We start from the raw sequence: 21,541 nt of genomic DNA, 5'->3' as shown, positions 1-21,541 counted from the left end.
GGCGAACGCGCAGGTCACAGCGGATGATCACGCCACGCTGAAACAACTGAGGCCCGAGCCTGCACCAGCGCCCGGACCGACCTCACACGTTCACCCCCCTACTCTAGCCCCCCGCAAACACCGCCAGCCGCACCCGCGCGGCCGCCCGCACCGCGGCCTCCTCCATCGGATCGTCGCGCAGATACGCCAGCCGCTCACGCACCACCGGCCCGTCCGGCGCCCGCTCCACGCCCAGCAGCCGGGCGCTCTCCTCGCAGTCCCAGAGGCACTCCGCGTACGCGTCGGCCAGCCCGGCCGGGCCGATCGCGGCCAGCGCCTCCAGGTACGCGGTCCGCTCGTACGAGTGCGGCGTCCAGAGCCAGAACCGGCGCAGCAGCGACACCGCCCCACCCGCCCCGGCCCCGAACCTCGCCAGCCCGAGCGCCGTACCGTCCGGGCCGCACCACTGCCGCTCCACCCAGCACCGTTCGAGCTCCGCCACCAGCGCCGGCACCCCGGGGTCGAGGTCGGGCCCAGGGTCGGGCCGGTGGTCGCCCCGTGGCGGTGCTTGCGGACCGAGGCCGTGCCCGCCCTCCCGGACGTGCTCGCGCAGCGCCTCCCGGGCCTGCGCCGAGCCGCCGAGCGCCAGCAGCTCCAGCACCCGGGTGGCCCGCTCGCAGGTGTCCCGGTCCGCCGTCAGCAGCGCGGTCACCGGTTCCGGGGACAGTCCCAGGTCCCGGATCAGCCGGGCCAGGTACAGGTGCCGGCTGTCCGCCTGGCCGTCCCACCGCCAGTCCCACCGCCAGTCCCACCGCCAGTCCCACCGGACGCAGCCGTACACCAGCCCGGCGGCGGCCGACGGATCCTCCGCGGCCATCCGGGCGCCCAGCCCCCGGCCGCGCTGGAGCAGCCCGGGCAGCGTCCCGGCCGGCGCGTAGTCGAGTCCGCACCGCGCCCTGTCGCCTGTCACCACTCCCCCGCCCCGGCCCTCAGCCGTCCAGCTCGGCCAGGAAGTCCAGCGCGACGGCCCAGGTCCGCTCGGCGGCCTCGGCGTCGTAGTCGGCCAGGTCGGGGTCGGTGAAGAGGTGCCCGGCACCCCGGTAGCGGTGGATCTCGACGTCCGCGCCGGCCTTGCGCATCCGCAGGTACCAGGCGTTCAGCCAGTCCTCGGTCTCGAACGGGTCGGGCTCGGCCACGTGCAACTGGACCGGGATCGAGGTGGCCGCGTCCTCCCGCAGGTCGGAGGTGCCGTGCAGAAGCAGCAGCCCGCACGCCTGCTCGTCGGCGAGGGCGAGGTTCTGGGCGAGCGAGCCGCCGAGCGAGAAGCCCGCGTAGACCAGGCCCTCGGCGACCGGGGCCTCGCCGTTGACCGGGGTGAGCAGCGGGGCGGCGGCGCCGACGGCCCGGCGCAGCAGCTCGTCGCTGCCGACCTCCTCCTTGTACGCCATGCCCGCCTCGACGTCGTCGAAGGTCCGGCCGTCGAAGAGGTCGGGGGTGTGCACGGTGTGCCCGGCGGCGCGCAGCCGGTCGGCGGCGGCGTGGACGGCGGGGCGCAGCCCGTAGACGGAGTGGAAGAGGACGATCTGGGCCACGGTTCGGCTTCCTTAGAGCTTCAGGTCAGGACCTCCATGATCCCGCACCCCGCGCTGCCCGCTACGACACCACGTCCTTGCGGGCGAAGCCGCGGAACGCCAGCGCCAGCAGCACCGCCGCGTACGACAGCGAGAGCGAGACGCCCTGGATCATGCCGCCCCACTCCAACTGCGGCTGCAGGGCGTCCGCCCAGGCGTACTGCCAGTGGGCGGGCAGCCACTCCCGCAGGTCCCCGAGCGCGGTGACGGCGTCCAGCACCCCGGTGACGATCGAGGCGAACACCGCCCCGCCGACCGCGCCCAGCGGCGCGTCGGTCGCGGTGGAGAGCCAGAACGCCAGCGCGGCGATCACGACCTCGCTCAGCAGGACGAAGGCCACCGCGATCGCCAGCCGGGGCAGCGCCTCCCCCGCCGGGAGGCTCACCCCGGCGGGCAGCTTGAGGTCGCCCCAGCCGTACGCGGCGGTGCCGACCAGCAGCCCGATCGCCGGCAGCAGCACCACGGCCGCCGCCGAGAACGCCAGCCCCACCGCGAACTTGCGGGCCAGCAGCCGGGCCCGGGGCACCGGCGCGGCCAGAAGGTACCGCAGCGAGGACCAGCTCGCCTCGGAGGCCACGGTGTCCCCGCAGAACAGCGCGACCGGGATCACCAGCAGGAAGCCGGTGCCCATGAAGAGCATCGTGGTCGCGAAGTTGGGCCCGGAGGCGGTGGCCAGTTCGATGAAGGTGGTCCGGTCGGTACGGCCGGGGGTGCCGCCGATCTGGAACGCCGCCAGGATGACGAACGGCATCGCGGCCAGCACCCCGCCGATCACCAGGGTGCGCCGGCGCCGCAGTTGGCGCATGGCCTCGATCCGCAGCGGCAGCGTCCGCCCGGCCCGGTAACCGGGCGCGTGGTCCGGCGACACCCCTCCGGACCGGGTGGCCCCCGGCGAAACACCATCCGGCGAAACAACGGCGGTCATGCCGCACCTCCGATCAGCGACAGGAACGCGTCCTCCAGCCGGCGGTGCGGCCCGGCCCGTTCCACCGGCACACCCAACCGCACCAGCTCGGCGATCAGCCGGCCGGCCGCCATGCCGTCCAGCCGCACCAGCAGCCCGCCCTCGACCGCCTCCGCCGAGCCGACACCGGCCAGCGCGCCCGTCTTCTCGGCGGCCACCGCCAGCTCGTCCGGCCCGTACGAGGCGGGCGTGCCGACCAGCAGCAGCTCGCCCCCGCCGACGATCTCGGCGACGGCACCGGTGGTGACCAGCCGGCCCCGGTCCATGACCACCAGGTCGGTGCAGCTCTGCTCCACCTCCGCCAGCAGATGGCTGGAGACGATGACGGTCCGTCCTGCGGCCGCGTAGCGGATCATCACCTCGCGCATCTCGCGGATCTGCGGCGGGTCGAGCCCGTTGGTCGGCTCGTCCAGGATCAGCAGGTCCGGCAGGCCGAGCATGGCCTGGGCGATGGCGAGGCGCTGGCGCATGCCCTGCGAGTAGGTGCGCACCGCGCGGTCCAGCGCCTCGCCGAGTCCGGCGATGGCGAGCGCCTCGTCCAGGTGGGCGTCCTCGTCCGGGCGGCCGGTGGCCTGCCAGTAGAGCCGCAGGTTGGCCCGGCCGCTGAGGTGCGGCAGGAAGCCCGCGCCCTCGACGAAGGCGCCGACCCGGGAGAGCACCGGCGCACCGGGGCGCACCAGGTGGCCGAAGATCCTGATCTCGCCCTCGTCCGGCCGGATCAGACCCATCAGCATCCGCAGCGTGGTGGTCTTGCCTGCGCCGTTGGGCCCGAGCAGGCCCAGCACCTGGCCCTGCTCGACCCGGAAGCCCAGCTCCCGGACGGCGTACCGGTCGGTGGATCCCCGGTAGCGCTTGCTGAGGCCGGTGATCTGCAGCGGCACCCCGGCCAGCGCCGGGTCGTAGGCCGGTGCCCGGCCCGCGCGGCGGCGCCGCCGCAGCCGGGGCGCCAGGAGCAGCGCGGCCGCCGCGGCGACGGCCACCAGCGGCAGTACCCAGGTCCGCACGGGCAGCGGCGCGGCCTCGGTGACCAGGCCGTCGACGGTCGGCGCGGTGAGCGCCCCGGCCATCGCGACCCGGTAGGTGGCGGGCTCGGCCGGCGAGGCGTAGGCGAGGTCGGTGCTGGCCAGCACGAGCCGCAGCCGGTGTCCGGCGGCGAAGGTGTGGTCGACGGCGGGCAGCGCGACGGTGACGGTCCGGCCACCGGCCGCGTCCGCGCCGGTGACCCGCAGCGGGGCGACCAGCTGCTGCGGCAGGCTCGCCTTGCCGTCCGGGCCGACGTCGTACAGCTTCGCGAAGAGCACCGCGTCCGGCCGGTCCGCCTGCACCCGGACGGCGACGGTGGGCTGCCCGGTCAGGTGCAGCGGGCCGTCCAGCGGCGCGGATTCGAAGGAGGCGTGCTGCCCGGGGAAGTCCAGGGAGAGCCCGGCGCCCAGCGCGGCGGCCTGGCCGAGCGCGCCGATGCCGGGCAGTGAGGAGATGTTGGGCGGGGCGCCGCCGGGCGGGTTGGCGAAGGTCTGCTCGGCGCCGGCCGGTCCGCCGGTCAGCTCGACGTCGCGCGAGCCGGTCCCGGCCAGGCCGGGGTAGGCGTCGGCGGAGGCGCCGCGCAGCACGGCCTGGAAGCCGGTGGAGTCGACGCCGCCGGTGCGGGTGACCCGGAAGGCGGGCCCGGTGCCGGCGCCCGCGTCCTTGGGGTCGTCACCTTTCAGGCTGCCGCTCTTCGAGCTGCCACCCTTCAAGAAGTGATCGAACCAGGCGCCGACCCGGTCGTCCACCCGCGCGCTGGTGTCGGTGCCGCCGTCGTGGCCGCCGGCGAACCAGTCCACCGCCACCGGCGCGCCGTTGGCGGCGACGGCCCGGGCGATGGCGTCGCCCTGGTCGAGCGGGAACAGTGAGTCCTGCTGGCCTTGGACGACCAGGGTGGGCGCCTTGAGCTGCCCGGCCACCGAGGAGGGGCTGGAGCGGTCCAGCAGCGCCACGGCCTCGGGGTCGGCGTGCCCGGTGGTGGCGACCCGGTCGTACATCTGGCAGAGCGTGTCGAGGAACCGCCCGCAACCGACCGGCGCGTCCTCGGCCGCCCCCGGCCCGGAGGTGGCGCGCGGCGCGCCGCCCGAGGGGCCGAGGTCCCCGGCCGAACCGGTGGTGAAGAAGATCCCGGCCCAGAGCTTCTTGAACACCCCGTCGACGGCGCCGGAGCCCCGCACCCCCTGCGGGAACAGCGCGTCGGCCAGGTTCCACCAGGTGATCTGGCTGGCCACGGCGTCGATGCGGTGGTCGTACGCGGAGCCGAGCAGTGCCACCGCGCCGCCGTACGAGGCGCCGGTGATGCCGACCCTCGGGTCTCCGGGGGCGTCCTGCTGCACCTCGGGCCGCTGGGCGAGCCAGTCGACCAGGTGCCTGACGTCCTCCACCTCGCGGTCGGGTGCGTTGAGGCCGATCTTCCCGCCGGAGTGGCCGAAGCCGCGCGCCGACCAGGTCAGCACCGCGTAGCCCTGCCGGGAGAGCTGCTGGGCGCGCTCGCGCTCGCCCTCCTTGGAGCCGCCGAAGCCGTGGGCGAGCAGGATCGCCGGCCGGGGGTCGGATCCGGTGGTGAAGTACGAGGTGTCGAGCTGGATCTGCCGGCTGCTGCCAGGGGTCTCCGGCATGCTGAGGAAACGATCCTCCTGCCGGACCGCCTGTTCCCCGCCGGCCGCCACGGCCACCGCCGTCCCGACTCCGGCCACCGCCACCAGGGCCACGGCACCGGCCAGCACCCTCCGTCCGGCCGCCGTCCCGCGGCCGCGCCACCGGCGCCATGCGCCACCGAGCTCCATGGTCGGTGATCGTATCCGCCGGGCGGGTAGGCGTCCGGTAAAGCCGCTGGAGAGACCCGCGCCCCGCCCCCACTGGACGACCCAGCCCTCCCCCGCGCACGGGAGAGGGCTCACAGGGCGGTCAGAGCACCCGGGTCATGGTCCGGTGCGGAATCCCCGCGTCGTCGTAGACCGGGCCCTCGGCGGTGTAACCGAGCCGCTCGTAGAAGCCCAGCGCCTGGACCTGCGCGTGCAGCTCGACCTCGCGGGCACCGCGCCCACGCCCGGCCGCCTCCACCGCGCGCACCAGCCCGGCGCCCAGCCCGGTCCCGCGCGCCGCGCGCACCACCGCGAGCCGGCCGAGCAGCACCCGGCCCTCGATCCCGTCGGTGAGCCCGCGCGCCTGCTCGCCGTGGATCAGCCGGGCGGTGCCGAGCGGCTGGTCCTCCGGACCGACCGCGAGCAGGTGCTCGGAGGTGGCGTCGAGGTCGTCGTACTCCAGCTCCTCCGGCACGCCCTGCTCGACGATGAACACCTCGCGCCGCACCGCGCGGACCAGCGCCAGGTCGTCCGCGCTCCCGGCGACCCTGATCCGTACCGCGAAAGCGCTCATCCCGCCGTCCCTCAGCTCTCGGAGGAGATGATGTCGAGCGCCTTGCGCAGGTCCGCCGGGTACTCGCTGGAGAACTGCACCCACTCGCCGTCCGCCGGGTGCTCGAAGCCGAGCGAGACCGCGTGCAGCCACTGCCGGGTCAGCCCGAGCCGCTTGGCCAGCGTCGGGTCGGCGCCGTAGGTCAGGTCGCCCACGCAGGGGTGGCGCAGCGCCGACATGTGCACCCGGATCTGGTGGGTGCGGCCGGTCTCCAGCTTGATGTCCAGCAGCGAGGCGGCGCGGTAGGCCTCGATCAGGTCGTAGTGGGTGACGGACGCCTTGCCGTCCTTGGTCACCGCCCACTTCCAGTCCGAGCTGGGGTGGCGCCCGATCGGCGCGTCCACCGTGCCGCTCATCGGGTCCGGGTGGCCCTGCACCAGCGTGTGGTACTTCTTCTCGGTCACCCGGTCGTGGAACTGCCGCTTGAGGTCGGTGTAGGCGCGCTCGGACTTGGCGACCACCATCAGGCCGGAGGTGCCGACGTCGAGGCGGTGCACGACGCCCTGGCGCTCGGCGGCGCCCGAGGTGGAGATCCGGTAGCCCGCCGCGGCGAGGCCGCCGATCACGGTCGGGCCGGTCCAGCCGGGGCTGGGGTGCGCGGCGACGCCGACCGGCTTGTCGACGAGCACGATGTCCTCGTCGTCGTGGACGATGTGCATGCCCTCGACGTGCTCGGCGACGATCCGCACCGGCGCGGCGGGGGCGGGGATCTCGACCTCCAGCCAGGAGCCGGCGGTCACCCGGTCCGACTTTCCGGCCACGGCGCCGTCGAGCGTCACCTTGCCCTCGGCGGCCAACTCGGCGGCCTTGGTCCGGGAGAAGCCGAACATCCGGGCGAGGGCGGCGTCGAGACGCTCACCCTCCAGGCCGTCGGGTACGGGAAGGCTGCGGATCTGCGCTGCGGTACTCACCCGTACGAGTATGCCGGACGCGGAGCCCGCCCCTACTCGCTCTTGTCCGCCTGCTGGTGGACGGTGCCGTCCGGGTTGCTGCCGCGGAAGGAGAGCAGGACGACCAGGATGCCGCCGCAGACGATCGCCGAGTCGGCGAGGTTGAAGACCGCGAAGTGCTGTACCGAGATGAAGTCGACCACGTGGCCGCGGAAGACGCCCGGCGAGCGGAACAGCCGGTCGGTGAGGTTGCCGAGCGCCCCGCCGAGCAGCAGCCCGAGCGCGATCGCCCAGGGCAGGCTGTAGAGCTTGCGGGCGATCCGCCAGATCACCACGATGACGGACGAGGCGATCATGGTGAAGACGACGGTCAGGGCCTGGCCCATACCGAACGCGGCGCCGGAGTTGCGGATCACCTGGAAGGTCACCACGTCGCCGATCACCTTGATCGCCGCGTGGTTCTCCAGCCGGGCCACCACCAGCAGCTTGCTGCCGAGGTCGATCAGGAAGGCGAACAGTGCGATCACCAGCAGCACGCCGATCCGCCGGCGCCCCTTCGGCGTCGTCTCCTCGGCCGGTGCGGCCACCTCGCCGGGCTCGGCCACGGCCTCCTCCACAGCGTCGGCGGGAGTCGGGACGGACTCGTCCCGCATCTGGGGGGAACCTTGCGTACTGATGATCCGCTCCGCTGCCGATGGAGGTCCCCCCGGACCGAAAGGCGGGGGGAGAGTGGGCCGGTGATCGCCGACCGGGACGAGTCGGGCGACGTTACGGGGTTGAGCGTACGGCAAGCCCGCACGCCCTCGCCGCCCCGGTCGGCCCGATCAGCGACGCTCCTGCTTGGCCTTGCACTGGACGCAGAGCGTGGCCCGGGGGAAGGCCTGCATCCGGGCCTTGCCGATGGCCTGGCCGCAGGACTCGCAGACGCCGAAACCGACGGTCTCCAGGCGGGCCAGGGCGTGTTCGGTCTGGGCGAGGCTGTCGCGGGCGTTGTTGGCCAGGGCCAGCTCGCTCTCCCGCGAGATGTTCTTCGTACCGGCGTCCACCTGGTCGTCACCGGCTCCGTCGTTGGAGTCACGCATCAGCCCGGAGATGGTGGCCTCGGAGGCGTCGATCTCGTTCTGCAGCCGCTCCAGGTCGCTGATCAGCTCGGCGTGCAGCTCGCGCACCTCCTCCCCGGTCCACGGCTCCTCGCCCGGACGGACGGGCAGCTCGGCCGGGTCCACCGACTCGGCGCCCCCGCGGGCGCCGGGGGCGGCCGGCGTCCGGGTGCGGCCGGCGGCGACGCGAGCGGTGTCGTTACTGGTCTTGTGCCGTGCGGTAGTGGTCACGGTCCCCTCCCCTGGATCGCCTGCCACAGCCTTGCGCGCCCGCTTGGTGGCGGTACCCGCGACGGTTGTCTTCTCAGCCATGGCTTCGACCCCATCTACGAACGAATCGAGCCGCCGGTTCCCGGCGGCCTCCAGTGCCGGAACGATAATCCCCATCAAAACCGGTCACAACATGACATACCGGCACCTCACCATGTTCCCACCCAGGCAGCCGCCCCAGCCGCCACGCCCCGCACGCTGACCAGATGTGTGCCCAGAACACCCCCGCCTAACCACCCCTCGCGCGCCGGACAAACCGACTTGCGACGGCCGATACACTGGGCCTGCAAGGCGCAGATGGGACGAGTACCGACGTACGCAGCCACCAGCGACCCGGGGACGGTGCGAGCCCGGGGGTGTGCACGACGGGAAGATCACCCCGGAGCCGCCGGAAGAACGGCCAGCGACGCAGGTCGCAGCGGCCCACTAGACCCGGCAGCAAGCCCAAACAAGAGGGCCGCAGTCAGCACCGCGGCCAAGGAGGGTGGTACCGCGGGGCGGCATGCCGTCTCGTCCCTCCGTCGGATCCCGTCCATGTCCGCCGGAGGTATGACACCCGCGATGAGCTCCTACAACTCCGTCCCCGCGCAGGTCGACCTGCCCGCCCTCGAACACCAGATCCTGTCCTTCTGGCAGGACAACAAGATCTTCCAGCGCAGCCTGGAGCAGTCCGAGGGCCGCCCCGAGTGGGTGTTCTACGAGGGCCCGCCGACCGCCAACGGCATGCCCGGCGCCCACCACATCGAGGCCCGCGTCTTCAAGGACGTCTTCCCGCGTTACCGGACGATGAAGGGCTACCACGTCGCCCGCAAGGCCGGCTGGGACTGCCACGGCCTCCCGGTCGAGCTGGCCGTCGAGAAGGAGCTGGGCTTCTCCGGCAAGCAGGACATCGAGGCGTACGGCATCGCCGAGTTCAACGCCAGGTGCCGTGAGTCGGTGACCCGCCACACCGACGCCTTCACCGAGCTCACCACCCGTATGGGCTACTGGGTGGACCTCGACGAGGCCTACCGGACGATGGACCCGTCCTATGTCCAGTCCGTCTGGTGGTCGCTCAAGCAGATCTTCGACAAGGGCCTGCTGGTCCAGGACCACCGGGTCGCCCCCTGGTGCCCGCGCTGCGGCACCGGCCTGTCCGACCACGAGCTGGCCCAGGGCTACGAGACCGTGGTCGACCCCTCGGTCTTCGTCCGCTTCCCGCTGACCAGCGGCCCGCTGGCCGGCGAGGCCGCGCTGCTGGTCTGGACGACCACCCCGTGGACCCTGGTCTCCAACACCGCCGCCGCCGTCCACCCCGGCGTCACCTACGTCGTGGCCACCGACGGCACCGAGAAGCTGGTGGTCGCCGAGCCGCTGCTGGCCAAGGCGCTCGGCGAGGGCTGGGAGGCCACCGGCCAGTCCTTCACCGGCGCCGAGATGGAGCGCTGGGCCTACCGGCGCCCGTTCGACCTGGTCGAGATCGAGAACGCGCACTACGTCCTCAACGCCGACTACGTCACCACCGAGGACGGCACCGGCATCGTCCACCAGTCCCCCGCCTTCGGCGCGGACGACCTGGCGACCTGCCGCCGCTACGGCCTGCCGGTGGTCAACCCGGTGCTCGCCGACGGCACCTTCGCGCCCGAGGTCCCGCTGATCGGCGGCCAGTTCTTCAAGAAGGCCGACGAGGCCCTGGTCCAGGACCTCGACGAGCGCGGCCTGCTCTTCCGCCACCTGCCGTACGAGCACAGCTACCCGCACTGCTGGCGCTGCCACACCGCGCTGCTCTACTACGCGCAGCCCTCCTGGTACATCCGGACCACCGCCGTCAAGGACGCGATGATCCGTGAGAACGAGGCCACCAACTGGTACCCGGAGACGGTCAAGCACGGCCGCTTCGGCGACTGGCTGAACAACAACATCGACTGGGCGCTCAGCCGCAACCGCTACTGGGGCACCCCGCTGCCGATCTGGCGCTGCGAGGAGGGCCACCTGACCTGCGTCGGCTCGCTGGCCGAGCTGTCCACGCTCACCGGCACCGACCAGAGCGACCTCGACCCGCACCGCCCGTACATCGACGACGTCACCTTCGCCTGCCGCGAGTGCGGCGGCACCGCCACCCGGGTGCCCGAGGTGATCGACGCCTGGTACGACTCGGGCTCCATGCCCTTCGCCCAGTACGGCTACCCGTACCAGAACAAGGAGCTGTTCGAGAAGCGCTACCCGGCGCAGTTCATCTCGGAGGCGATCGACCAGACCCGCGGCTGGTTCTACACGCTGATGGCCGTCGGCACCCTGGTCTTCGACAGGAGCAGCTACGAGAACGTCGTCTGCCTGGGCCACATCCTGGCCGAGGACGGCCGCAAGATGTCCAAGCACCTGGGCAACATCCTGCAGCCGATCCCGCTGATGGACCAGCACGGCGCGGACGCGGTGCGCTGGTTCATGGCGGCCGGCGGCTCGCCCTGGTCGGCCCGCCGGGTCGGCCACGGCACCATCCAGGAGGTGGTCCGCAAGACCCTCCTCACCTACTGGAACACCGTCGCCTTCCAGGCCCTGTACGCCCGCACCTCCGGCTGGGCCCCCTCGGCGAACGACCCGGCCCCGGCCGACCGCCCCCAGCTGGACCGCTGGGTGCTCTCCGAGCTGAACACCCTGGTCCGCGAGGTCGACGCGGCCTTCGAGGCGTACGACACCCAGCGGGCCGGCAAGCTGCTCTCCGGCTTCGTCGACGACCTGTCCAACTGGTACGTCCGCCGCGGCCGCCGCCGCTTCTGGCAGGGCGACGCCGCCGCACTCGCCACCCTGCACGAGGCGCTGGAGACGGTCACCCGGCTGATGGCCCCGCTGACCCCGTTCATCACCGAGCGGGTCTGGCAGGACCTGGTCGTCCCGGTCGCCCCGGACGCCCCGGCCTCGGTCCACCTGGCCGCCTGGCCGGAGGCCGACGAGTCGCTGGTCGACGCCGACCTCTCACGCCACATGGCGCTGGTCCGCCGACTGGTCGAGCTCGGCCGGGCCACCCGCGCCGAGTCCGGTGTGAAGACCCGCCAGCCGCTCTCCCGGGCGCTGATCGCCGCCCAGGGCTGGGAGGAACTGCCGGCCGACCTGCGCGCGCAGATCGCCGAGGAGCTCAACGTCGCCACCCTGGAGTCCCTGGCGGAGGTGGGAAGTTCGCTGGTCGACACCACCGCCAAGGCCAACTTCCGCGCGCTGGGCAAGCGTTTCGGCAAGGGCGTGCAGGACGTGGCCAAGGCCGTCGCCGCCGCCGACGCCGCCCGGCTGGCCACCGAACTGCGGGCCGACGGCAGCACCGGCGTCGAGCTGAACGGCGAGACCGTCACGCTGAGCCCGGACGAGGTGATCATCACCGAGACCCCGCGCGAGGGCTGGGCGGTCGCCAACGAGTCCGGCGCCACCGTCGCGCTCGACCTGGCCATCACCCCGGAGCTCAAGCGCCTCGGCGTCGCCCGCGACGCGATCCGCCAGATCCAGGAGGCCCGGAAGAACTCCGGCCTGGACGTGGCCGACCGGATCGTGCTCCGCTGGCGGGCCACCGACGAGGAGACCGCCGAGGCGATCGCCGAGCACGGCCCGCTGGTCGCCGAGGAGGTGCTGGCCACCGACTTCGCGGCCGGCGCCGCCGACTGGGAGTCGGAGACCTTCTCCGACGACTCCCTCGGCCTCGCCTTCCAGCTCCGCAAGGCCTGACCGACCGAAGCGGCCGCCGTCTCCCCGGGGAGACGGCGGCCGCTTCGCCGTACCCGCGTCGCGGTCTCGGGACCGCCGTGGAAAACGAGGGCGCCCCCGCCATGACCGCAAGGTCACGGAGGGGGCGCCCTCGATGTACTGCCCGGCTACAACCTCAGTTGTCGCCGTCCTCGTCGATCAGGAACCCGCGCATCGGCGCCGGCGCCTGCTGCATCGGCTGCGGAGGCTGCGGCCGGACGGCGGCCATCGGCTGCGTCATCCCGGCCGGCTGCATCTGCGGGGCACCGGAGTTGCCACCGGAGGACTGCCCGCCGAAGCTCGGCGCACCGTTGTTGCCGCCGCCGAAGGAGCTCTGCCCGCCGAACGACGGCTGGTTCCCGCCGAAGGACGGCTGGTTGCCACCGAAGCCCGGCGCACCGCTGCTCATCGCGGACGCACCGGCCGGAGCCATCGACGACGCGGCCGGCGGCAGCGAGGCGGTGGCCGGAATGCGCGGCGGGGCGAGCGAGTCGTCCGCCTGCGACTCCAGCTGGCGCAGCTGGGTCTCCAGGTACGACTTCAGACGCGTCCGGTACTCACGCTCGAACGCCCGCAGGTCCTCGACCTTGCGCTCCAGCGTGGCCCGCGCGGACTCCAGCGAGCCCATCGCGACCCGGTGCTTCTCCTGCGCGTCCCGCTCCAGGGCGTCGGCCTTGGCCCGGGCGTCGCGCTCCAGACCCTCGGCCCGGCTGCGCGCCTCGCCGACGATCTTGTTGGCCTCGGAACGGGCCTCGGAGATCGCCTGGTCGGCGGTCTGCTGAGCGAGCGCCAGAACGCGGGCGGCACTGTCGCCACCGGGCTGCTGCTGTTGCTGCATCGGGCCGCCCATCGGGCCGCCCATCTGCTGCGGGCCGCCCATCGGGCCACCCATCTGCTGCATCTGCTGCTGGCCCATGCCCTGGCCCATCGGGTTGCCCTGGCCGGGGACCTGCTGGCCCATCGGGCCGCCCATCGGCTGGAGCATCTGACCGCCCATCGGCTGGACCAGCTGCTGCTGGCCGCCCATGGTCTGGTTCATCTGCTGCTGCTGGCCGCCCATCTGCTGCGGGCCACCGGGACCGGCCGGGAGCTGCGGGGCACCGGACGGCAGGCCGAGCGGCTGGTTGCCCATCTGCTGCTGCGGGCCACCCATCTGCTGCTGCTGCGGGCCGCCGGGGCCGCCCATCTGCTGCGGACCAGGGCCCTGCTGCTGCCCGGGCACCGGCGGACCGGATATGGCGGCCGGCACGGGCGCACCGGGACGCGAGTCCTGCGGCGGCTCCTTGCGCATGTTGGCCTGGTTCTGCGCGGCGGCACGGGTCGCGGCGGCCAGCTTGGCACGCAGGTCCTCGTTCTCGCGCAGAAGGCGGGTCAGCTCCGCCTCGACCTCGTCGAGGAAGGCATCGACCTCGTCCTCGTCATAGCCTTCGCGCAGGCGGACGGTCGTGAACTGCTTGTTCCGAACGTCCTCGGGGGTCAATGGCATCTCTTCACCTCAACGTGATCGTCGGCACACCGGCATCCTGTCGCATCGCTCACCTACGACTAGGGCCGCACAAGCGAGATCAGGACATACACAATGATCATCAGTACGAAGAAGGACAGGTCGAGCGCCACGCCCCCGAGACGCAACGGCGGAATAAACCGCCGAAGAAGCTTGAGCGGCGGATCCGTGACAGTGTACGTGGCCTCCAGGACCAGGACCATGGCCTTGCCGGGCCGCCACGAACGCGCGAACTGGAAGACCCAGTCCATCACCAGCCGCACAAGCAGAAACACCAGGAAGACGGTCAGCGCGTAATAGAGCACCGCCCATACGATCCCCACGCGCTTCCCTCTCCCCGGTCCTCGGCCCCTTGGGCCTGCCGCCTGTCGCTAACTCACTGTTGATCAGATCCACACGTAAAGTCGTGGCCGGGTCAGCTCTGGTTGAAGAACCCACCCTCGGCGATCCGAGCCTTGTCCTCCGCCGTGACATCGACGTTAGCAGGCGACAGCAGGAACACCTTCTGTGTCACGCGCTCGATACTGCCGTGCAGACCGAAGACGAGTCCAGCGGCGAAGTCTACGAGCCGCTTCGCGTCGGTGTCGTCCATCTCGGTCAGATTCATGATCACCGGGGTCCCGCCACGGAACTGTTCCCCGATGGTACGGGCCTCGTTGTAGGTCCGGGGGTGCAACGTGGTGATGCGGTAGGGCTCTCGTTCGTTCACTACCTTGGGCATGATCACCGGTGCACTCTTCTCCAGGTTGTGGCGGCGTTCGGGTGTGATGGACGACACTGGGGCCATCCTCGGGGATTCCTGGCGGATCGGGACCGCGGCCGGCACCGGCTGCGGGGTGATCGAGGAGACCGGCGAAGGCGCGGCGGCCGGCCGGGGGATGTCCTCCGTCCGCCCCGTGCGAATCGGCTCGGGGTCCGCGTCGTAGTCGTCGTCGGGGTCGTACCCCTGGCCGTCGTACGTCTCGTCCTCCACGAGGCCGAGGTAGACCGCCATCTTGCGCATTGCGCCGGCCATGCTCCTGTCTCCTCCGCTCATTCCCACCTCGCTGCGCTCGGTGGGCGCTTCACGGGCGCGCGCCCTTCGCTGGTCGCTCGCTCCGCTCGCTCCGTGGTGAATCGGCTCCGTCACCGGCGGTCAGGCCGTACGGCCCTGCCTGCGGATTCCGCGGTCCGCCCACGACGGTCCGTCAGGCCGACGGCCGGTCAGAAATTGTGGGTGGGGGCCGCGGAGTTGCGATCCACGGTTCGCTAGCGTTCTGGAAAGCTGCTAGCTTCTGTCCTATTTTGTCCTGCAGTCTGATCTACTACCCGGTGACGTTACCTGAGGGGTGACCGCACTCCGAGTACCGCCGTTCCGACGCGCACATGTGTCGCCCCGGCAGCCACGGCCTGCTCCAGGTCACCGCTCATTCCTGCGGAAACCATGGTGGCAGCAGGATGAGCCGTCCGTACGGAGGTTGCGATTTCCGCCACCCGCGCGAATGCTTCGGCCGGGTTCCCGGCGAGCGGTCCGGCCAGCGGAGCGACGGTCATCACACCGTCCAGGCGCAGCCCGGGCGTGTCGGCGATCGCGTCGGCCAGCGCCTCGACGTCCTCCGGCGCCACCCCGGCCCGGCCCTCGCCCGCGCCGTGCTCCTTCTCCAGCGCGACCTGCACCAGGCAGCCGAGTTCCGGGCGTTCGGCCTTGAGCACCGCGGCGGAGAGCGACTCCACCAGCCGCAGCCGGTCCACCGAGTGCACGTGGTTCGCGTACCGGACCACCGAGCGGACCTTGTTGGTCTGAAGCTGGCCGACGAAGTGCCAGTCCAGCGGAAGGTTTCTGCACTGCTCCGCCTTGGGCGCGGCGTCCTGGTCGCGGTTCTCGGCGACATCGGTGACGCCCAGTGCCGCCAGCAGCGCGGTGTCCTCGGCCGGGTAGGTCTTGGTGACGACCACCAGCCTGACCTCCTCGCGCGGCCGCCCGGCGGCGGCGCAGGCGTCGGCGATCCGGCGCTCCACCACCTCCAGGTTGGTCCCCAGTTCTTCGTACCGGGCGCGCTGGCCCTCCGTCAGCGCGGCCAGCCAGGCCGCGTCGGGGAAACCGGGGGCGTCCCCGGGGAACGGTCCGTAGATGTCATTCGTCATCAGAGTTCAGAGCCCAACCAGACGTAGCTCGCGAGCCGGCCGGTGCGCTGCTCGCGGCGATAGGAGTAGTGATCGGCGGATTCGAGGGTGCAGACCGATGATCGCACCACCTCGGTGACGCCTGCGGCGGCCAGCTGGGCCGCCACTCCCTCCGCCACGTCCAGGGCCGGGGTCCCCCAGGAGGTCTCGGCGTACGCGGCCGGCACCAGCGCGGCCACCTCGGCGCGCAACGCGGCCGGCACCTCGTAGCAGCGACCGCAGACCGCCGGGCCGGTGGCGGCGGTGATCCGCCCGGGCTCGGCCCCCAGCTCCGTCATCGCCCGGACCACCGCGGGCACCACCCCGGCCGCGAGCCCGGGCCGGCCCGCGTGGGCCGCGCCCACCACACCCGCCACCGGGTCGGCCAGCAGCACCGGGGTGCAGTCGGCGGTCAGCACCGCCAGCGCCAGCGGCCGGGCGGTGACCACCGCGTCCACCGTCGGGGCCTCCCCCACCGGCTGGCGACCGGTCACCACCGCGACGTCGGCGCCGTGCACCTGGTTCATCCAGACCACGTCCGCCGGGTCCAGCCCCAGCGAGCGGGCCGCGAGCGTCCGGTTCTCCCGGACGGCGGCCGGGTCGTCCCCCACCGCACCGCCGAGGTTGAGCTCCCCGTACGGCGAAGTGCTCACCCCGCCCCACCGGTCGGTGAAGGCGAAGTGAGCACCGTTGCGAACTGCGTGATCCACCACTGCCTGTTTCAGTCCGCGCTTACTTCAGGAAGTCCGGCACGTCGAGCTCCTCCGCGGGGCTCTCGACGTACGGCTGACGGGCCGGCTGCACCTGCGGCGGCACCGGGGCGGCGGTCACGGTGGGCGTCTCGGCCGGACGCCGCTCGGCGTGCGACTCGTTCTCCGAACGCGACGTCACCGAGCCGATGCTCCCGTACGAGGGCCGGCTCGCCGGACGCTCGGGGGCGGCCGGCGGCGTGGCCGGGGCGGTCGGGGTGGACTTGACCACCGGGTCGCGGACGATGGCCGGCGGCTGGCCGCCGTCGAAGCCGGCGGCGATCACGGTGACCCGGACCTCGTCGCCGAGCGCGTCGTCGATGACCGCGCCGAAGATGATGTTCGCCTCGGGGTGCGCGGCCTCGCTGACCAGCTGGGCCGACTCGTTGATCTCGAACAGGCCGAGGTCGGAGCCGCCGGAGATGGAGAGCAGTACACCGCGGGCGCCGTCGATGGACGCCTCCAGCAGCGGCGAGGAGATCGCCATCACGGCGGCCGCCTTGGCGCGGTCCTCGCCCCGGGCCGAGCCGATGCCCATCAGCGCCGAACCGGCGTCCGACATGACGGACTTGACGTCGGCGAAGTCGAGGTTGATCAGACCCGGGGTGGTGATCAGGTCGGTGATGCCCTGGACGCCGGAGAGCAGCACCTGGTCGGCGGAGCGGAACGCGTCCAGCACGCTGACCTGGCGGTCCGAGATGGACAGCAGCCGGTCGTTGGGGATGACGATGAGGGTGTCGACCTCTTCCCGCAGGCCGGCGATGCCGTCCTCGGCCTGGTTGGCGCGACGGCGGCCCTCGAAGGTGAAGGGGCGGGTGACCACGCCGATGGTCAGCGCGCCGAGCGAGCGTGCGATGTTGGCCACGACGGGCGCGCCGCCGGTGCCGGTGCCGCCGCCCTCGCCTGCGGTGACGAAGACCATGTCGGCCCCCTTGAGGACCTCCTCGATCTCCTCACGGTGGTCCTCGGCGGCCTTGCGGCCGACCTCGGGGTTGGCGCCGGCGCCGAGGCCCCGGGTGAGTTCACGGCCCACATCGAGCTTGACGTCGGCGTCGCTCATCAGGAGGGCCTGCGCATCGGTGTTGATCGCGATGAACTCGACGCCCTTGAGACCGACCTCGATCATCCGGTTGATGGCGTTGACACCACCGCCGCCGATACCGACGACCTTGATGACTGCGAGGTAGTTCTGCGGTGCTGCCACGTCGAAGGCCTCTCGCCTCGAATTTCCGGGTCGGCCCGGACCCCGTGGGGTGCCGTACCGACGGATGTCGATGGGTAGGGAGCCTGGTTTCTGACTGAATGTCCGAAATGCCGACCGCCGACCCCAACCCTAAACTTGACCTTTAGGGTTAGTCCTGTGTCTCCGTCACATCACCAAGGGACACAGTCTGGTGACACAGGACACTAGGTGGCTCCAGGCACGTGTTTCAACGAACACGCCGAGCTTCCCTTTTTCTTTTGAGCCTATGTGATCATCGGCCGGCTAACGAAACCGGGGGTGACCACCAAGGGTCGGGCCGACACCGAAAAGCGTCAAGCCCGCCCGTCGCCCACCGCCACCTTTTCGGCGGCGCGCTCCGCGCACCCTTGTGGCAGAGAACCTACCGGATCATCCCGACACCGCCGGCGCCTCAGGAGCGCTGACGTCGTAGTTCGTACCCTTCTGGTTCATCAGCGCCACCAGCACCCGGGCCTTTCGGTCGGTCTGCTCCGGGCTCCCCCAGCGAACCGTGGCACCCCCGCTGAGCTGCAGCTGGATGTCGTCGTAGGAGTGCACCAGCACCGCGCCGGCCCGGGCCGCCACCTCGGCCGGCAGGCCGGCCGCCACCGTCACCGCGCCCTGCACCAACTGCGGACGGGTGATCACCCCGCCCGCGTCCAGGGCCGGCTGACCGAGCTGGAGTTCCACCACCGGTACCCCCTCGGGGGCGGCCGGCTCGGTGGCGAAGCTCACTCCGGTGGCGTCGACCTGGGTGAACTGGCCGTCTTCCCCCTTGACAGCGGCGACCGCCTTGCGCTGGGTGACCTTCACCCGCAGGGTGTGCGGCCAGCCCCGCCAGACCTCGGCCCTGGCCACCCGAGGGATAGCCTCGACCCGTTGCCTGACGTCGTCCAGGTCCACCCGGGCCAGCGGGCCGTCACCGACCCCGCCGATCACTGCCCGCACCTGGTCGACCGTCAGTTTTTCGTCCTCCGCCCCCTGGACCGAGACGTTGCGCACGTCCAGCACCGAGGAGAAGAACACCAGCCAGGCCAGCACGCCCAGCACCGTGGCGCCGAGCACGCCCAGCACCACGATGCCCCGCCGGGAGAGCCGGAGCCGGGGAGCGGACTCCTCGGCCTCCAGCTCCTCGTCCAGCGGATCGGCGAGCCGGCCGTCAGCCACGGCGGCGACCACCTCGGGCGGCCTCGATCGCCTCGTACACCATGCCCACCAGCAGCTCGTCGGCGTCCCGGCGGCCGAACTCGGCGGCGGCCCGGCTCATGTCCCAGAGCTTCTGCGGGTCGGTGAGCACCGGCAGCACGTTCTGCAGCACCCAGTCCGGGGTCAGCTCGGCATCGTCCACCAGCAGACCGCCACCCGCCTTGACCATCGGCTGGGCGTTCAGCCGCTGCTCGCCGTTGCCGATCGGCAGCGGGACGAAGGCGGCGGGCAGACCGACCGCCGCCAGCTCGGCCACCGTCATGGCGCCGGCCCGGCAGAGCATCAGGTCGGCGGCGGCATAGGCCAGATCCATCCGGTCCACGTAGGGCACCGCGCGGTACGGCGGCATCCCGGGGATGTCGTCCACCTGCGGCAGCTCGTTCTTCGGGCCGACCGCGTGCAGGATCTGCACGCCGTACTGCTGGAGGCGCGGCGCGATGGTCTGCACGGTCTCGTTGAGCCGGCGCGCGCCCTGCGAGCCGCCGGAGACCAGCAGGGTGGGCAGCCGCTGGTCGAGGCCGAAGTAGTGCCGGGCCTCCGGGCGCGCCGCGTTGCGGTCCAGAGTGGCGATGGTCCGGCGCAGCGGGATGCCGATGTACCGGGAGTCGCGCAGCTTGCTGTCCGGCGTGGAGACGGCGACGAAGTCGCTGTAGCGGGCCCCGATCTTGTTGGCCAGACCGGGCCGGGCGTTGGCCTCGTGCACCACGATCGGCACCCCGGCCCGCTTGGCGGCCAGGTAGGCGGGCATCGCGACATAGCCGCCGAAGCCGACCACGGCGTCGGCGTTGACCCGCTCGATGATCTCCTGGGCGGCCCGGACGGTGCCGCGCAGCCGGCCCGGGACGGTGATCAGCTCGGGAGTGGGCTTGCGGGGCAGCGGGACGGCCGGGATCAGCTCCAGATGGTAGCCGCGCTCGGGTACCAGCCGCGTCTCCAGACCGCGCTCGGTACCCAGGGCGGTGATCCCGATGGACGGGTCGTGCCTGCGGAGGGCGTCCGCGAGGGCGAGGGCCGGCTCGATGTGACCGGCGGTCCCCCCGCCGGCGAGTACGACATGCACCGAAATTCACCGCTCCCTGCGTGCCGGCCGCGGGGCCGGGCGCGCTGTGGTTCGTCGTCGTGGCAGCACCCGGGCCAGTCGTCTCCTGATCCGGGAGTTCTTGCTCCGGGCGGCCAGGGCCGCCTTCGCGCCCGAGGTGCTGCGTGCGAGGCAGAGCAGCACACCGATCGCGGACATGGCCGACAGCATGGCGGAACCGCCGTAGGAGAACAGCGGGAGCGGGACGCCCGCGATGGGCAGCAGTCCCAGCGCCGACCCCAGGTTGATCATGGCCTGCGCCATGATCCAGGTGGTGGCGGCTCCCGCGGCGTACCTGACGAAGGGATCCTTCGTACCGATGGCCACACGGATACCCGCGTAGCCTAGTGCCGAGAAGAGACCGATCACCGACAGCGTCCCCACCAGACCGAGTTCCTCGCCCGTCGCGGCGAAGATGAAGTCGGTGTGCGCCTCGGGCAGCTGGCCCCATTTCTCGACGCCGGCACCGAGGCCGGAACCGAACGGACCGCCGAGCGCGAACGAGTAGACGCCGTGCAGGGCCTGGAAGCAGGCCCCCTCGGGATCGAGTTTGGTGACGCCGATGCAGCCGAGCCGCTCGGCCCGGTGCGGCACGGTGACCACCAGCGCGGTGCAGACCACGACGGCGACGCCGACGGTGGCGACGAACAGCCGCAGCGGGGCGCCGACCATCCAGAGCATCGCGAACAGCATGGCGACCAGGATCATCGAGGTGCCCATGTCCCCGCCGACCATGATCAGCGCGAGCAGCAGCAGCGCACCCGGCACCAGCGGCACCAACAGGTGCTTCCACTGGCTCAGGGTGCCGGCCTTCTGCTTGCGGGCCAGCAGGTCCGCGCCCCAGAGCACCAGGGCCAGCTTGGCGAACTCGGACGGCTGGAACTGGAAGAAGCCGAAATCCAGCCAGTTCCGGTTGCCGTTGATCTCCATCCCGATCCCGGGGATGGCGACCAGGGCCAGCGCGCCGATCACACCGAACATCACGGGGTAGACGATCACCCGCAGCACCGCCAGCGGCACGGAGGCGAAGCCGATCAGCAGCACCAGGCCCAGCAGGGCGGCGATCAGCTGCTTGAGGAAGTAGTACTGGGCCGAGTGGTGCTGGCCCAGGGCGAGGATCTGCGAGGCCGAGAAGACCATCAGCAGGCCGAGCACGACCAGCAGCAGCGTCGAGCCGATGATCAGCAGATAGGGCGTGAGCGGGCGGTCCAGGGCGTACCGGAGCCGGGCCCGGAAGGCCTGCACCCGGGCCACCGGGCCGGCGGACTTGTACGCGGTCGTAGTGGCCGAGATCACCCGCCACGGGTTGGCGGCGCCCTGCTCCGGCGCACCGGAGCCGCCCTCCCTGCCCTGACCCGCCACCACGCCCTGCTCTCCTTCTTCTACGGCTCGCTCGCCTCCGGGCCGCTCGGATCCGGTGCCGACGGTCGTCGCTCCAAGACCCCTCGTACCTCAGGGCCTCCTCGCTCCATCCCTCTCGACACCGGCGCGGCCCTTCGACTCACGAGCCATGCACCGCTCCAAGACCCCTCGTACCTCAGGGCCTCCTCGCTCCATCCCTCTCGACACCGGCGCGGCCCTTCGGCTCACGAGCCATGCACCGCTCCAAGACCCCCCGTACCTCAGGGCCTCCTCGCTCCATCCCTCTCGACACCGG

18 protein-coding genes are annotated in these 21,541 nt (G+C 72.1%); 1 reads left to right on the top strand and 17 read right to left on the bottom strand.

Annotated features, from left to right (window positions below; genetic code table 11):
- Nucleotides 1-103: 103 nt before the first annotated feature.
- The 8 genes from ACIO5D_RS14830 to ACIO5D_RS14795 all read right to left on the bottom strand — a co-directional run bounded on the left by ACIO5D_RS14830 (nucleotide 104) and on the right by ACIO5D_RS14795 (nucleotide 8,236).
- On the bottom strand, nucleotides 104-949 hold the full coding sequence (locus ACIO5D_RS14830) for a hypothetical protein (protein WP_400795323.1): 846 nt from the start codon (nucleotides 947-949) through the stop codon (nucleotides 104-106).
- 19 nt (nucleotides 950-968) lie between these two features.
- Entirely contained in the window at nucleotides 969-1,571 is a 603-nt protein-coding gene (locus ACIO5D_RS14825; protein ID WP_400656645.1) for a dienelactone hydrolase family protein, read from the bottom strand.
- A 61-nt stretch (nucleotides 1,572-1,632) separates the two neighbouring features.
- The gene (locus ACIO5D_RS14820; protein WP_363607324.1) at nucleotides 1,633-2,535 is read right to left on the bottom strand and encodes an ABC transporter permease; all 903 of its coding nucleotides are present in this window, start codon (nucleotides 2,533-2,535) and stop codon (nucleotides 1,633-1,635) included.
- Nucleotides 2,532-5,384 carry an alpha/beta fold hydrolase gene (locus ACIO5D_RS14815; RefSeq protein WP_363607323.1) on the bottom strand — a complete coding sequence of 951 codons (2,853 nt, stop codon included), beginning with the start codon at nucleotides 5,382-5,384 and terminating at the stop codon, nucleotides 2,532-2,534. The genes ACIO5D_RS14820 and ACIO5D_RS14815 overlap by 4 nt, the downstream gene beginning before the upstream one ends.
- Nucleotides 5,385-5,505: 121 nt before the next feature.
- On the bottom strand, nucleotides 5,506-5,976 hold the full coding sequence (locus ACIO5D_RS14810) for a GNAT family N-acetyltransferase (protein WP_363607322.1): 471 nt from the start codon (nucleotides 5,974-5,976) through the stop codon (nucleotides 5,506-5,508).
- Between the two features lie 11 nt (nucleotides 5,977-5,987).
- Nucleotides 5,988-6,926 (bottom strand): RluA family pseudouridine synthase, encoded by a 939-nt coding sequence (locus tag ACIO5D_RS14805; protein ID WP_363607321.1) that lies wholly within the window; start codon nucleotides 6,924-6,926, stop codon nucleotides 5,988-5,990.
- A 32-nt stretch (nucleotides 6,927-6,958) separates the two neighbouring features.
- Nucleotides 6,959-7,558 carry a signal peptidase II gene (gene lspA / locus ACIO5D_RS14800; RefSeq protein WP_363607320.1) on the bottom strand — a complete coding sequence of 200 codons (600 nt, stop codon included), beginning with the start codon at nucleotides 7,556-7,558 and terminating at the stop codon, nucleotides 6,959-6,961.
- Nucleotides 7,559-7,729: 171 nt separating this feature from the next.
- Nucleotides 7,730-8,236, bottom strand: a complete 507-nt coding sequence (locus tag ACIO5D_RS14795) for a TraR/DksA family transcriptional regulator (RefSeq protein WP_363607319.1) — start codon at nucleotides 8,234-8,236, stop codon at nucleotides 7,730-7,732.
- Between the two features lie 600 nt (nucleotides 8,237-8,836).
- Here ACIO5D_RS14795 and ileS point away from each other — a divergent pair.
- Entirely contained in the window at nucleotides 8,837-11,965 is a 3,129-nt protein-coding gene (gene ileS, locus ACIO5D_RS14790) for an isoleucine--tRNA ligase (protein ID WP_400795320.1), read from the top strand.
- A 154-nt stretch (nucleotides 11,966-12,119) separates the two neighbouring features.
- Here ileS and ACIO5D_RS14785 read toward each other — a convergent pair whose 3' ends face one another.
- The 9 genes from ACIO5D_RS14785 to ftsW form a co-directional block, all read right to left on the bottom strand.
- The gene (locus tag ACIO5D_RS14785; RefSeq protein WP_400795318.1) at nucleotides 12,120-13,469 is read right to left on the bottom strand and encodes a DivIVA domain-containing protein; all 1,350 of its coding nucleotides are present in this window, start codon (nucleotides 13,467-13,469) and stop codon (nucleotides 12,120-12,122) included.
- A gap of 59 nt (nucleotides 13,470-13,528) precedes the next feature.
- Nucleotides 13,529-13,810: a YggT family protein gene (locus ACIO5D_RS14780; protein WP_148645520.1), complete on the bottom strand. Its 282-nt coding sequence runs from the start codon at nucleotides 13,808-13,810 to the stop codon at nucleotides 13,529-13,531.
- Nucleotides 13,811-13,902: 92 nt separating this feature from the next.
- Nucleotides 13,903-14,502: a cell division protein SepF gene (locus ACIO5D_RS14775; protein ID WP_363607316.1), complete on the bottom strand. Its 600-nt coding sequence runs from the start codon at nucleotides 14,500-14,502 to the stop codon at nucleotides 13,903-13,905.
- Between the two features lie 302 nt (nucleotides 14,503-14,804).
- Nucleotides 14,805-15,611, bottom strand: a complete 807-nt coding sequence (locus tag ACIO5D_RS14770) for a YggS family pyridoxal phosphate-dependent enzyme (RefSeq protein WP_363607315.1) — start codon at nucleotides 15,609-15,611, stop codon at nucleotides 14,805-14,807.
- Nucleotides 15,611-16,339: a peptidoglycan editing factor PgeF gene (gene pgeF, locus ACIO5D_RS14765; protein WP_400795315.1), complete on the bottom strand. Its 729-nt coding sequence runs from the start codon at nucleotides 16,337-16,339 to the stop codon at nucleotides 15,611-15,613. The genes ACIO5D_RS14770 and pgeF overlap by 1 nt, the downstream gene beginning before the upstream one ends.
- 22 nt (nucleotides 16,340-16,361) lie before the next feature.
- Nucleotides 16,362-17,582, bottom strand: coding sequence for a cell division protein FtsZ (ftsZ, locus tag ACIO5D_RS14760; RefSeq protein WP_363607313.1), 1,221 nt, complete (start codon nucleotides 17,580-17,582; stop codon nucleotides 16,362-16,364).
- Between the two features lie 408 nt (nucleotides 17,583-17,990).
- Nucleotides 17,991-18,767 (bottom strand): FtsQ-type POTRA domain-containing protein, encoded by a 777-nt coding sequence (locus tag ACIO5D_RS14755; RefSeq protein ID WP_363607312.1) that lies wholly within the window; start codon nucleotides 18,765-18,767, stop codon nucleotides 17,991-17,993.
- Complete coding sequence (murG, locus tag ACIO5D_RS14750) at nucleotides 18,760-19,866, bottom strand: undecaprenyldiphospho-muramoylpentapeptide beta-N-acetylglucosaminyltransferase (RefSeq protein ID WP_363607311.1); 1,107 nt, start codon at nucleotides 19,864-19,866, stop codon at nucleotides 18,760-18,762. Before murG ends, ACIO5D_RS14755 begins: the two co-directional genes overlap by 8 nt.
- A 6-nt stretch (nucleotides 19,867-19,872) precedes the next feature.
- Nucleotides 19,873-21,249, bottom strand: coding sequence for a putative lipid II flippase FtsW (gene ftsW, locus ACIO5D_RS14745; RefSeq protein ID WP_400795313.1), 1,377 nt, complete (start codon nucleotides 21,247-21,249; stop codon nucleotides 19,873-19,875).
- Nucleotides 21,250-21,541: the final 292 nt, after the last annotated feature.

The organism is Kitasatospora sp. NPDC087315 (assembly GCF_044744345.1).
In the GTDB taxonomy this organism is placed as follows: domain Bacteria; phylum Actinomycetota; class Actinomycetes; order Streptomycetales; family Streptomycetaceae; genus Kitasatospora.
Note: the sequence above shows the minus strand (reverse complement) of the source record. Positions and strands in the feature narration are given on the sequence as shown.